The 13,360-nt window shown below is 43.1% G+C and carries 10 protein-coding genes and 2 pseudogenes; 2 read left to right on the plus strand and 10 right to left on the minus strand.

Translation table 11 applies throughout. The features are described from left to right. Positions 1 to 156 (plus strand): annotated as a pseudogene (locus IEY11_RS14765) (IS256 family transposase); the annotation flags it as partial. A 136-nt stretch (positions 157 to 292) separates the two neighbouring features. Continuing rightward, a pseudogene (locus tag IEY11_RS14630) lies at positions 293 to 529 on the plus strand (IS110 family transposase); the annotation flags it as partial. Between the two features lie 499 nt (positions 530 to 1,028). Here IEY11_RS14630 and IEY11_RS03235 read toward each other — a convergent pair. The 10 genes from IEY11_RS03235 to IEY11_RS03280 form a co-directional block, all read right to left on the minus strand. Next, positions 1,029 to 2,450 (minus strand): MFS transporter, encoded by a 1,422-nt coding sequence (locus IEY11_RS03235; RefSeq protein ID WP_188885780.1) that lies wholly within the window; start codon positions 2,448 to 2,450, stop codon positions 1,029 to 1,031. A gap of 17 nt (positions 2,451 to 2,467) precedes the next feature. Continuing rightward, complete coding sequence (locus IEY11_RS03240) at positions 2,468 to 3,652, minus strand: iron-containing alcohol dehydrogenase (protein WP_188885781.1); 1,185 nt, start codon at positions 3,650 to 3,652, stop codon at positions 2,468 to 2,470. A gap of 121 nt (positions 3,653 to 3,773) precedes the next feature. Continuing rightward, positions 3,774 to 6,080, minus strand: a complete 2,307-nt coding sequence (locus tag IEY11_RS03245) for a pyruvate formate lyase family protein (RefSeq protein WP_188885782.1) — start codon at positions 6,078 to 6,080, stop codon at positions 3,774 to 3,776. 21 nt (positions 6,081 to 6,101) lie between these two features. Beyond that, a complete protein-coding gene (locus IEY11_RS03250) occupies positions 6,102 to 7,019 on the minus strand; it encodes a glycyl-radical enzyme activating protein (RefSeq protein ID WP_308743903.1) in 918 nt (305 codons plus the stop codon). A 259-nt stretch (positions 7,020 to 7,278) separates the two neighbouring features. Beyond that, a complete protein-coding gene (locus tag IEY11_RS03255; RefSeq protein WP_194461857.1) occupies positions 7,279 to 7,680 on the minus strand; it encodes a VOC family protein in 402 nt (133 codons plus the stop codon). Between the two features lie 48 nt (positions 7,681 to 7,728). Continuing rightward, positions 7,729 to 8,403 carry a deoxyribose-phosphate aldolase gene (gene deoC, locus IEY11_RS03260; RefSeq protein ID WP_188885785.1) on the minus strand — a complete coding sequence of 225 codons (675 nt, stop codon included), beginning with the start codon at positions 8,401 to 8,403 and terminating at the stop codon, positions 7,729 to 7,731. A 107-nt stretch (positions 8,404 to 8,510) separates the two neighbouring features. Further along, positions 8,511 to 9,611 carry a glycerol dehydrogenase gene (locus IEY11_RS03265; RefSeq protein ID WP_188885786.1) on the minus strand — a complete coding sequence of 367 codons (1,101 nt, stop codon included), beginning with the start codon at positions 9,609 to 9,611 and terminating at the stop codon, positions 8,511 to 8,513. A gap of 19 nt (positions 9,612 to 9,630) precedes the next feature. Further along, positions 9,631 to 11,163 (minus strand): xylulokinase, encoded by a 1,533-nt coding sequence (gene xylB, locus IEY11_RS03270; RefSeq protein ID WP_188885787.1) that lies wholly within the window; start codon positions 11,161 to 11,163, stop codon positions 9,631 to 9,633. Between the two features lie 11 nt (positions 11,164 to 11,174). Continuing rightward, positions 11,175 to 12,200, minus strand: coding sequence for a zinc-dependent alcohol dehydrogenase (locus tag IEY11_RS03275; RefSeq protein WP_188885788.1), 1,026 nt, complete (start codon positions 12,198 to 12,200; stop codon positions 11,175 to 11,177). Positions 12,201 to 12,382: 182 nt separating this feature from the next. Next, a complete protein-coding gene (locus IEY11_RS03280) occupies positions 12,383 to 13,138 on the minus strand; it encodes a GntR family transcriptional regulator (RefSeq protein WP_188885789.1) in 756 nt (251 codons plus the stop codon). Positions 13,139 to 13,360 lie beyond the last annotated feature (222 nt).

The following is a 13,360-nucleotide window of genomic DNA, read 5'->3' on the forward strand; positions in this document are numbered from 1 at the left end:
AAAGCGAAATCCGTGTTTCCGACTGATGAGAGTCTGTTCAAAATGCTGTATCTGGCAATGATGGATATTACCAAAAAGTGGACCGGCCGCCGTCAGGACTGGAGTATGATCCATGCTCAGTTGGCAATCTACTTCGAGGATCGGATGCCAGACTGAGCGATTGGCGCAACTACGTGCCAGGCTTGACTTTCGCCATAATCGGCGTTATCTTGTTACAAAGGCGGTCTCGAATTACAATGCCGCCTTGTGAATATTTTACTCTGTTTTACATCCAATGCGGAGTTTACACAGAATTCGGGATAGAGCCTCAAAAAGAGGTTCTACAGATCTGCGAAAAACACTATTTCAGGTAATGGATGTTCTTATCAAGACGATGCCACAAGATGATCCGGTATATCAGTTCTTGGATAAGAAACGAGCCCAAGGTAAACCCTACTATGTCTACATGACAGCAGGTGCCAACAAGTTCCTACGAATCTACTATGGTCGAGTGAAAGAATATCTCTCTTCTCTTCCTGATTCAGAATAGCCTCATAAACTTTTTCAGACCAGCACTGGTGTGGTGGTCTTATTTTGATACCCATTTTTCAACCTGTATAAAATTTTCAATGTTCATCAATTTAGCCTTGACTTTTTATTTGCAGGCTTCATTTTTAACCTTTCATATTCTCGAGACAGCTTGTGCCAATCTCTTCAAATTTGTTTTAGCAAATTATTATTTTACCATTTGTAATTCCTCCTGTACATTTATTGTCCCTTGTGTTTGATACTGTTTTATCATATGCATAAGAAAAAATTTTTATCAAAAGTTAGACAGATCATTCTTCATATTAAGGTGTAGTTATTATATAACGCAAGTATTTCCCCTATTAAGTTTTCAATCTGTTAAGTCAGTGAATGTCAATGATTATAGACGATGTGACAAAACCTTGGAAATATCACATATGATATAAAATCTAAAAAACAGCTGCCATCCTCTTTTGGATCGCAGCTGTTTGTAAAACTTATTTATTTTTCAGCCCATTTTATTAGTTTACCCTCTCAAACTGAACAGGCTCTCTCGAAACCAATTCTTCCCGTTGCATCTCGTCGCTTTGAACAACACCTCTCCGGCTTCTTAAAATTTCCACATCCTTTTCGTGTTCTGTTTCAGTATACTTATAACCTAACAGCAACAGCATTCTGCACAAAGAACCAATGGCTGGCACAACACATACTGCCAAAAAGATACCGTTCAAGGTAAAGTCTGTCTGCACACCGTTGGGATTGTACTGAATCAATGTCAAAATCAAACCGGTGCCCGAACCAGCCAGAGCAACAGCCAGCTTACCTGTAAAGGTCTGCCCAGCAAAGGTGATTGCTTCGCAGCGCTTACCTGTCTTTACTTCACTGTATTCAATGGTCTCCTGCAGCATCATAGATACACAGGGAATGGTCAACGCATTTAAGAAAGCAGTCAGAGCCAGGATTACCATAGTTACCGCCAGATTCTCATAGCCCAATACATACCATACCAATCTCAGCACGATATCCAGGACACATACTGCAATAAAAATATCCTTTTTTCTAAACTTCTTGGTCAGCAGAGGCAGCACCACAATCCCCAGTGCGCTAACTGTTGCAATCACACCAAATACGGACATTAATGTAGCATTTCCCAAATTGTAAGTAAAGAAGAACACGATAATGGACTGTACTACATCATAGCAGAACTTGAAAATGAATACTGCCAAGATTCTAAACAGATGTTTGTTTACCTTCAGCGCATTGATAACATCTCTCACTTTTACCTTCTCGTTCTTGGGAGGTTCTACTCTTTCTGTAATAGTAGAGTAACCAAACATCATAAAGCCAAATCCAACCAGAGAAAGGATCAGAACTGCCAGAAAATATCTGGTTTCCACTGCCTGGTTAGAAAAGACCTGAACCAGCAGAGGAATCATAATACTTGCCAGGCCAATGCCACCGGCTACACCAATGTTAGCTGCACATGCCAGATTTGCTTTTTCTTTTGTGTCGCCCGAAATGACAGCCGATACAGACCAGAATGGAATATCAGAAATGGTATAGAAAACGCCCCACATAATGTAAGTAAAGCCTGCATATAATACTTTTCCCTGAAGAGAGATATCCGGTGCAAAGAAACAGGCAGTTGTTGAAATGACTACAAAAATGGGAATAATCTTTAAGTAGCCTTTAAACTTACCCTCCTTTGTTCTTCTCATATCCATGATGCCTGCACAGACAGGATCATTTGCAGCGTCCCACACACGTGCAATCAGAAAGATAATGCTAGCCGCCGCTGCCGAAATGCCCAATATATCAGTATAAAAGAATAGAATAAACGTGCCCACCAAGCCATAGTTAAAACATTCGCCAAATCCATAACAAAAGTACCCAAAATATTCTTTTTTCGATACTCTGCTTGTGTTAGTTGTCATGCTACCCATATCTTTTCTCCTTTCTTTTATAATGCATTTTGATAAATACAGTACATATCATCCTCGTGCAGTACTTTTGCTGACCCATGCGATCCGCCACATGCTCTGGCACACTTTTTTGCCAGTAGCCTACATTCTTCCTCTGATGGATGTAGACCCAGCTCGGATAATGTAGTTGGCATTCCAATCGAATGATAAAACTGTTCCATTGCTTCAATGCCCTTTAAAGCAATTTCTTCGTCGCTTCCATTCGGCGCAATACCCATTACATTTACTGCAAACTGAACAAATCTTGGAGTGATTTCTTTATAAACATAGCGCGCCCAACTTGGCCAAATTGCAGCAAGTCCAGCTCCGTGCGTGACGTTATACATCCCACCCAGCTCATGTTCCAGCATATGTGAAGAAAAATCACTTCCTGCGTTTCCACAGCTTGTCAGATTATTGTGAGAAAGCGAACCAGCCCACATAATTTCCGCACGTGCATCATAATTTAGTGGATCATTCCGTAAGATAATAGAATTTTTCATTACAGTTCGCATAATGCCTTCAGCCAATGCATCTGTTAGTGCCATATTGCCGCCCGAAGTGAAATATCGTTCCATGGTGTGCATCATGATGTCAACACATCCACTTTGTGTCTGATAATCGGGCAATGAATACATCCATTCTGGATTCATAATTGCAAACTTCGGTCTGCAAAGATCGCTTTCATATCCTCGTTTTTCCTTCGTTTCATCATTGGTCAACACAGATGCCGAACTACTTTCACTGCCTGCAGCGGCAATCGTTAAGATGCTCCCAACGGGCAAGCAAGCCTTGGCCTCGCGTTTATTCTCATACAAGTCCCAGATATCCTGCCCTTTTTCTGCTAATCCCATTGCTATCGCTTTGGCAGTGTCAATTACAGAACCTCCACCAACGGCTAAGAGGAAATCAGCCTGCATTTTCTCCCCCAGGCAAATACCTTCTCTCACCTTCGAAAGCAGCGGATTTGGAACAACGCCTCCTAAACACTGATACTGAATATTTTCCTGATTCAGTATAGCACAAATTTCATCCAGCAATCCTTTTTCTTTTACTCTCTTGCTACCATATACAACTAATACTTTCGTACCGCTGTACTTTTTGATACATCTTCCTACTTCTTTCAATGTGTCTTTACCAAACACAATTTCAGTAGGCGAGTAGTAATTGAAATTATGTACCATTACATCCCCTCCGTTCATTATTATATTATATTGTTATGACATTTTCTCCTTATCTTGCACCTGGCTATGTATCCCGTACATAGCCAGGCAAAGATTTCTAAATTTCCATTTATATTTTAACTCATCCAACAGAATGTTCCGTACGGGCAATCAGCTCATTTTGGGCTTTCAACCCCATCTCTACAAAATATGCACTATAACCTGTTACACGCACACATAAGCTGCGATATTTCTCCGGATTTTGCTGGGCTGCCTTTAAGGTTGCAGCATCCACCACGTTGATCTGGAGCTGCATCCCCCCTTGCTGCATATAGCTTTTAAACAATGCCGCAATGATCTGATCGCCCTGTTCTCCCGTCACCGCCGTTGGATGAAGTCTGACATTCAACGGACCTCCCGTGATTTTTGAGAACGGAACCTTACTCAGAGAATTCAACATGGCTGTTACACCATCTACGTCTGCACCTTCTACCGGAGACTGATTTTCGCTCAACGGCTCTTTCTGCTTTCTACCATCCGGTGTCGCACCCACCTGTTCTCCCATCGTTGTAAAAGCGCGGTCTGTCGAATAGGTTGGCCACATCTGATACAAGTATCTTGCTCCATTATTTTTATCCACCGCATCTGTAAAGATATCGGTGACAATCTTTGCGTACTTATCCACTTCTGCCACATCATTGCCAAATTTGGGATACTTCGTACGCAACTTCATGCGCCATTCTTCATGTCCTTCAAAGTTATGTTTCAGCATCTCCACCAGTTCTGCAAGGGTGAGTTCCTGATCAATAAACACTGCTTTTTCAATTGCGTACAGAGAATCGATAACTGTCGCCAACCCGCAGCCTTGGCAAACTAATTTATGATAAGGTGTTCCGCCCTCCGTCCAGGTGCACGCTTCCTCGATCGTTCCCTTCAGGAAACAATCTTCAATACGCATCTTGCCATAGGTTGTCTCTTTTTCAATGGACAGATCGTGTTCAAAGCCCTTTCGGAATTCTTTCATCAAGTATTCCACCTGGATTCGGAACGCTTCTATTACATCATCCATCGATGCCATTTCTTCCGGTTTCTTAGTCTGTACTCCGTAGTAAGGCCCCATCATCAGACCGATCATCCGATCTTCCATCGGCCAAGCACATTCTTCCTGATAGCCTTCCGGTTTTGGTTTCATGGGATAATCTCCACTATTTAAGGCCAACTCCAATGCCTTCGCCAGATTGAACCACAGCTGTCTTAAACCACCCTCATATCCAGGTACATTGGGATCATTACATCCCCAGAAACCGTACTCATACACTTCCGGTTCTTTGACATTGTAATATTTCAATGCCGGAATCATTGTCTCATCATTATACACGACTACAGTCGCATTTTCTTTCATTGCCTTGCAGCACTTCACCCAAAACTCTTCATCAATTCCTTCATAATATCTCACGACGGTGAAGGGATTTCTCAGCTTCATTTGTGCAGTCGCTTCCAACATTAAAAACGACAACTCATTCACTCCGCCTGTTCCATCTGCATTTTTCCCTGCGAGTGTCAGATAATTCGGGTCGTCAAATGCAAGTTCCAATGTCTGTGCTGTTCCGCTCACTTCCTCTGACATATGGTCAGTTTGCTCAAACATCGCGTTGGTGTAATAGAAAAATTCAACTGTCAGATCAAAGGCTTCTTCCTTGGTCATAATGCCCTCGGCAAGATCCTTCTGATAATATGGCAACAGGTATTGATCCATTCTACTATAGTTAAGTACCCCACAGCCACAAACCTTCTGCAAAATCAAGACAACCATCCACATTACCTGTAGCGCCTGTCTGTATGTCTTTGCCGGATTCTCAGACAGCCACATCAGATCCTGTGCAATTTCTTCTAAGCCGGCCGCCTCAGCCGCCTTTGCATAGCGTTGAAAGTATTTGATAAATGCATTTAGAGAAATGATAATACCTTCAAGAAATTCTTTTTGCTTTGCATCACAGCACTGTAGTTTTCTGTGCTCTGCTTTATTTCGAATACCGACAAAGCCCTTTTCAAGAATTTCTTCCCAGTCCAATGCCAGATGTCCGAAACTCACAAACCAGTATGGACGGCACTTGAGCCAGCCATTGGAATAATAAAACAGAACTTTTTTAAAGCGTTCTTCTATCGGCATATCCCACCAACGGTGATAGGTTTTTTCAATTGTTTCTCTTTCTTCCTGCGTCGGAACTCTTGACAGCAAGCCACCCTGAATCTTCAAATCCTTGTTGATCGGTAGAGTCAAATTGGAAAGAATATAGTCAAGTGTATGACCATATTTTACAGCATAAGATTCTCCCTCAAACATAAACTCCGTTTTAAGCAATAGCTGGATTCTTTCTATTGTGGCTTCCTCGTTGCTGCGAGCAAACATCTGGTCAATCCTAGCTTTGATATTCTCCTTCACCTGCATGCTTCTGCCTCCACTCTTTTGTTATTTCAAGTTATTTTCAATCAATTGCTGCAATTCTTTTATTCGTTCTTCCGATGGCGTCTGAAAAGTCATCACTTGGTTGCCCACCGCTATGCCCTTTTCAATGCCCATGGAATGATACGGCAACAATTTGACATGTGTTACATTCGAATAGCCTTTTAAAAATCTGGCCATCTGTATCATGTTTTCGTCGCTGTCATTGATACCCACAATAACCGGCGTGCGAATTTCTATTGGAATCCCGCTGTCTAATAATTTTTTAGCATTCTCCAAAAGTCTTTCATTTGGAACTCCTGTGTATTTCTGATGCTGAGCACTATCCATACACTTTAGATCTAAAAGTACCAGGTCCGTATCATCCAGAACCTTTTCAAACTCCGAATATGGCACATTTCCTGCTGTATCCAACGCCGTATGAATTCCACTTGCTTTCGCCTTTCGGAACAACTCTCTGACAAAGTCGGCCTGCAGCAGCGGCTCTCCACCGGAAACTGTCATACCCCCACCGGAATTATGATAATAGATCCGATCCTTTTTTACAATCTCCATGATTTCTTCTGTCGTTTTGATTTCTCCGGAAAGCCGAAGTGCTTTTGAAAAACAAGCTTCCACACAGCTGCCACATTGAAGACATCCTGTCCCCTCTTGATTGCTCTGTGTTTTTAAGCGCCATTCCCACTTCATTCCCGCCATTGCAAAACGCTCTTCTTTTGTTATACGCTGTGGACAAACGCTCTCGCAATGTCGGCAGTTAGTGCAAAGATCCGGAAACACTGTAAACTGCTTTTCGCTAACATAGGATTCCTGGTTGTGACACCATCTGCATCTCAGATTACAACCTTTTAAAAAAACAGTTGTGCGGATTCCTGGTCCATCGCTCACGCTAAACCTTTGAATATTAAATATTTTCCCTTCCAGTGTTCTCCCCTCGCTTTCCTTTCGACATAATTATGTTATAACATAACAACAAAATATTCCATTCATATTTTAAACGAAAAAATACTTTATTTTTATGAATACTTAACAAATAGTATACGATAAAAACAGTTTCTCTCTTGCTCTTTTTATATAAAAATCCCGTTCCGGCATAATGGCCGAAACGGGATTTTTCAGGTGCAAATAGACGAATACATCAAAACCTACATCATCATGTAGAACACAAGCATTCCCATGGTCCTCACTTTGCTCCAATATGTGATGTTTTTAATCGTTGATTGAATTCAATTTTTTCCCCATTTACGCCTTCTATGATACAATACGCTACACCATGTTCAAAAAATGACAGATACTCAATCCCAGATGTAAGCATAGAATAATGGTTTGCACAGAGCCATTCATACACTGTCTGAATATCCTCTACATCCAGTGCAAAGTGGTCAATTGCACCGGATTTTCCCTGTACATCATCACTTTCATATAATTCCAGGCACAAATTGCTGCATTCCAAAAAGCTCACGCGATTGGAAGAATGATCAAAGGTAGTATCTAATACAGGCTGAAATCCTAGTGCCTGATAGAACGCTTTACTTTCATCCAATTTGCCAGTGGGAATGCCGATATGAGAAATGCCATTTGCCAAACATAATGGCTGCCACTTCTTCTCACATTCCATATGCTTTGAAAAAAATCACTTATTTTCAGCAATGAACTGTTCCACAATGACGTCGCCCTTACTGGTGCCAATGCGGTTTGCACCTGCTTCGATCATAGCCATTGCCTGCTCATAGGTGCGAATGCCACCTGCTGCCTTGATGAGGATCTCATCACCCACACAGGCCTTCATCAGGCGCACGTCTTCCACAGTCGCACCGCCAGTACCAAACCCAGTGGAAGTTTTAATATAAGTGGGCTTTACACGCAGCGCAATTTCACACATATGACGCTTCTCATCATCAGTGAGATAGCAGTTTTCAAAAATCACCTTGCTGACAATGCCACGCTTTTTGCATTCTGCCACAATACGTGCCATCTCATCTTCCACATAGGCCCAGTCGCCAGACTTGATCTTCACCAGATTTGCAACATAGTCCACTTCACCGGCACCCTTTTCAATGGCATCCACGGTTTCGAATACCTTTGTCTCCACAGTGCACTGCCCCAGCGGGAAGCTTACTGCAGCATCGCACAATACATCGCTATCCTTCAACAGCTCCTTACACAGCGGGATCACGGCATTATTGATGGCAACTGTCTTAAAACCGTACTTCTTTGCCACTTCGCAATGTGCACGCAGATCGTCCTCATGTGCATAGGGGCTCAGCAGGGTGTGGTCAATCATCTTTGCAAGTTCTTTCGCATTCATCTCGTAATTCTCCTTTATTATTTTATAACAATGTAATGACATATTATTTTCTTTATTTCCCGGGTTCTTATATATCTGAAAAACCCGGGAAATATAATTCTATTTGTTTACAAATACTTTTGACCCATTAAATCTGCCAGCTTCATCGCATCAAAAATCATGCGTGCAGTGACAGGGAACGGCTCTACATCCCAATAGGATTTCAGAGATTCCTCTGCAACCTTCATGACATCCTCATCAGATGCATTGGGAATGCCCAGCATCTCAAAGGTATAGGGCAGACCTACTGCCTCAAAGAAGCGATACATTTCATCTACTTCTGCCTCATCTCTGCCTTCGATCAGCAGCTGAACCAAAATGCCAAACGCAACAGCCTCGCCATGCAGCAGACGACGGCAAGCAGGCAAAATGGTAATGCCTTCTGCAATAGAGTGAGAGCCTGCACAGCTGGAATTTTGCACACCCAGACCGGACAGCAAGGTATTTGCTTCGATGACATCTTCCACATCAATGGTGCACAGCTTTTGCTCCGCAGCCATTTTTGCGCGAACACCCTTGCTCAGGATGGTCTCATGGCACATCTTTGCAATGGCCTTGACAGCCAGTGTGCTGGCAAAACCAGAACTTACGTAATTGGGAGAGTGAGATTCAAAGTTTGCCCGCGCTTCCACATAAGTGGACAGAGCATCGCCCATACCTGCAACCAGAAAACGAATGGGCGCTTTGCTGATCACATCTGTATCGATCAGCACCAGATCGGGATTCTTCGCATAATGCCGTGCTCCCAGGTGATTGCCTTCATCATCATAGATAACGGACAGACCAATGGTAGGTGCATCTGTGGAAGCGGTGGTAGGAATAATCACCACTGCAGCATGGAACTTGTCTGCCACTGCTTTTGCAGTGTCCATGGTCTTGCCGCCACCCATACCGCACACGACAGTAGGAGCAAAATCCTTTACAGAATCAGCAATGGCATCGATCTTGGATGCAGTGATCTCTCCGGAAAATTCATAGGTCTGTACCTGACCGTCATACATTTCCTTGAACTTTGCATCATATTCCTGATAGAAAAAGGTATCAATTAAGATATACACCCGATCGCCATAAAGATCGGTGTACTTCTTCAGACAGTCGATCTCATATCGTCCCTGAATATATCTGCTAGGGGAACCAAAAGCGCGTGTTTGATGTTGAATCATGGACATGATCAATTCTTCCTTTCTTTTAACCTCTTTTTACATTTGCCAACTGGTGATATACCGGAGCCAGCGCCTGATAAAATGCTTCAAACTGTTCCTTATATTCCAAATATTTCTGCACAGATTGCGGATCAGGTTCCCGTTCTCCCTGAAATGCCAGGTACTGATGGATTGCAGATACATCCTGATACACTCCAGCACCCACACCAGCCAGCACAGCTGCTCCCATGGAGCCAGCTTCATCCAGCTGTTTTGGAATGCGAACCTTTACATTCCAGATATCCGCCATCATTTGCTGCCAAACAGCTCCCTTTGCACCGCCACCAATGACTGTGACTTCCTGGATCGGAACCTTCTGGCGAAGGATGTCCAGACAGATGGACAAATTCATTGTCACACCTTCTAGTACACTCCGCAGCATATCTCCTCTGGTATTTTCCGGTTTAATTCCCAACCAGCTTCCTCGCACATCCGGATCCCATCTAGGTGCACGTTCTCCCAGAAGATATGGAAGGAAGATCACACCATTAGAACCGATGGGGCTCTGCCCGATCTGCTGATCCATATAATAAAATGGTGATTTTTTCGTTGCTTCTGCCTGGTGGCTCTCCTGCGTACAAATCGTATTCTTCAGCCAGCTATAACTGCCCCCGGCGTATTGCATGGTCCCATTTGGTGCATACAGACCAGGAACAGCATGTGCCCAAGTCACAGTTCTCATCTGTTCGTCATAAACAGGCGCCGTAGTAGTGGTGGTAATCCACGCGGAAGTTCCCAGGCAGCAATAGGTCTTACCCGGTTCGATGGAGCCACAGCCCACGTTAGCTACAACGCCATCGCCGCCGCCCATCACTACCGGTGTTCCTTCGTACAACCCTGTTAGTGTCGCAGCGCTCTTTGTCACGCCCCCCACCAAATGGGTCGATGGCACAATATCCGGAAGCTTTTCCCGATCAATCCCAGAAATCGAAATCAGCTCTTGTGACCAGTTGCACTGTTTCAAATCGAAGCACGCCATGCTATTTGCGTCAGAGGGGTCTGTGTAGATCTTGCCCGTCAGTTTATAGACAATATAGTCTTTTGCATTCACCACAACAGCCGTTTTCCGATAAATATCCGGCTGATGCTCTCTCACCCACATGAGCTTTTGCATGCCATAAGAAGGTGTGTTTCTATGCCCCGTGATGTGGTAAAAATCTCTTTGGGAGATTTCTGCTTCCAGTTTTGCTCTCTCCTCTGTGGCTCTTTGATCTGCCCAGATAATGGAAGGCCGCAGGGGTTCGCCCTCTTTATCCAAACACAGGCATCCCATCATCTGACCACTGAAACTGACTGCGGCAATATCTTTTGCACAAATGCCCGTCTGCTCAATCAGCTGTTTGGTTGTATCACAAACCGCCTGCCACCAGTCATCTGCATTTTGCTCTACCCATGTTTCGTTAAAATAATTTGCAGGATAACTCTGAATCGTCGAACCCAGCATTGCTCCATCCACAGAAAACAGCGTTGCTTTATCTCCAGATGTGCCCAAATCATGAGCTATCAGATAAGTTCCCATGAGTTCTCTCCTTATTCATCAAATGTGATGATGCCCTTCTTCATGATCTTCTTGTTCAACAGATCTTCGTATGCCTGTACGGACTGATCAAATTGATAATAATCAGAAATAAAGTCCTTGATCTTCAGTTCGCCACTACGGATCCAGGCCAGCACCTGTTCGGTTGCTTCGCCTTCTTCCTTCTTACGGGGCATCTGCTGATAGATGACACGCCAGTTATAGGGAGCTCTGTGAAAATCAATTGTAATTTCTTCCTTTTCTGGCACACCATAGCAGAGCACTGCACCACGATCTGCAATGAGGCTCATGGCCTGATTGACCACAAACGGTGCTCCAATGGCATCCAGTACAAAATCCACACCATCAGGAAACAGCTTTCTTACTTCCTGTTCCACGTCTTGTTCCTTGCTGTTGATGATATAGGTAGCGCCATTCTGATGGACTGCCTGCAGCTTTTCCTCCACGATATCCACAGCGATCACATTTTTCACTCCCAGCAGGCTGAGGAATTTGATAAATGTAGAACCTACCGGGCCACAGCCAAATACCACGATGGAGTGCTCCGGACGAATGCCAAAATACCGGATATTGCTCAGCACTTCACGGAAAGTAACAAGCATTACGGAATCTACCGGGTCAATGTCATCTGGCAGAATGGTCTGTGCATAAGCACAATCAGGAGCCTTACCCTCATCGTAAGCCTGCACATCGTGCACCACACCATATTCGCTTAATGCGCCCCAGCCAGAACCCACATTCCCGATGGGATCGACAAACGGAAGTAGCACCTTGTCTCCAATATGGTATCCCTTTACCTTTGCACCGACTGCCACAACTTCACCAATTCCTTCATGCCCTAACATGATGGGATAGATGGATTCGGGAAAGCCCTTAAATGTGCGATGTAACAGCTTCACATCCGTACCGCACATACCACAGGCAATCATCTTTACCAGGGCCTGCTCATCAGTAATCTGCGGTTTTTCAATTTCCACAATGTGGTTTGTCCCATCTTTTTCAATGACAAATGTTTTCATACGATCGATCTCCCTTCTATACCGTACAAACAACTTCTACTTTATATTTTATGCTGTTTTGTTGCTTCGTACCTTTAATGCTATGTTACTACATAGTGTCAAATAATACAATGTTTATATCGCACAAATTTATTCCTTTATTTTTTATATCCTCATCCCACCCTCATCATCCCCTTATATTTTTACTTTGTCGCTGGAAGCACTGAAATCTCAAAGGAATTTCTATCTCCACGATAATGTGCAATCGAATATTCAATTGGCTCATTCATAATGTTATATCCAATTGAGGTGAATACCAAAATAGGCTTGCCCTTTTTCATCTCCATCCATTTTTCATCCTCAGCAGTAGCCTCAGTGGCCTCAATCTTACGCTTGATCCAGGCAATCTCTGTTTTCTTATCTTCTCTTAAAAAACTATATAACGATTGATGTACCAAATCTTCCTGCAACAAGTATCCACAACGATCAAAAGGAAGATATGTGCGTAGTCTTACAATCGCTTCCTCATCAGCAAATCGACGGCGATGCAGCAAAACAACTTTACTACCAACTTCAATTTGCAAAGCTTGCGCAACATCAGCAGATGCCTTTTCTTCTATCAACTCCAAGACTTCCGTTCTTGGCACCTTCCCCAGACGCTGCATTTGCTGCTCAAAGGACTCAATTTTTGTAGCAAAGTCCTGCTGCAGCTTCGGTTCAGAAACAAATGTACCTTTACTTTTGACACGGTACAACCAACCTTCTTGAACCAATTCCGTAATTGCCTGTCTTACGGTTGTTCTGCTTACATTGAGTACCGTAACAAATTCATTTTCTGTCGGAATCATGCTACCATACGGCGATTTTCCGCTCTTAATATCCGCCAGAATAAGTTCTTTTAATTGAAAATACAATGGAATTGGGATTGTTTTATTTAACATATCTCTATGCAGTTCCATTCTCTTTCCTCCTATCATTATTTTATTTTAAACATATCTGAATATATTCCTTTGTCATGATATTATCACAAAGGACAAAATATTGTCAAGTGTCATACTTTTTTCACAGTATGTAATATCTCTTTCCGAAAAAACTCATTCTTAATAAAGCCAGTTTGTACTATCGTCAAATAAAAAAGAGCGGTACATTCATTAAATACCGCTCTTTTTATAGCTTTTTTA

The sequence above is a fragment of the Butyricicoccus faecihominis genome, assembly GCF_014648015.1.
Taxonomy (GTDB): domain Bacteria; phylum Bacillota; class Clostridia; order Oscillospirales; family Butyricicoccaceae; genus Agathobaculum; species Agathobaculum butyriciproducens.

Bases quoted from the DNA above. Each gene is read 5' to 3' on its own strand.
- IEY11_RS03235 (WP_188885780.1), bottom strand. From the start codon at position 2,450: ATGGGTAGCATGACAACTAACACAAGCAGAGTATCGAAAAAAGAATAT.
- IEY11_RS03240 (WP_188885781.1), bottom strand. From the start codon at position 3,652: ATGGTACATAATTTCAATTACTACTCGCCTACTGAAATTGTGTTTGGT.
- IEY11_RS03245 (WP_188885782.1), bottom strand. From the start codon at position 6,080: ATGCAGGTGAAGGAGAATATCAAAGCTAGGATTGACCAGATGTTTGCT.
- deoC (WP_188885785.1), bottom strand. From the start codon at position 8,403: ATGAATGCGAAAGAACTTGCAAAGATGATTGACCACACCCTGCTGAGC.
- IEY11_RS03265 (WP_188885786.1), bottom strand. From the start codon at position 9,611: ATGTCCATGATTCAACATCAAACACGCGCTTTTGGTTCCCCTAGCAGA.
- xylB (WP_188885787.1), bottom strand. From the start codon at position 11,163: ATGGGAACTTATCTGATAGCTCATGATTTGGGCACATCTGGAGATAAA.
- IEY11_RS03275 (WP_188885788.1), bottom strand. From the start codon at position 12,200: ATGAAAACATTTGTCATTGAAAAAGATGGGACAAACCACATTGTGGAA.
- IEY11_RS03280 (WP_188885789.1), bottom strand. From the start codon at position 13,138: ATGGAACTGCATAGAGATATGTTAAATAAAACAATCCCAATTCCATTG.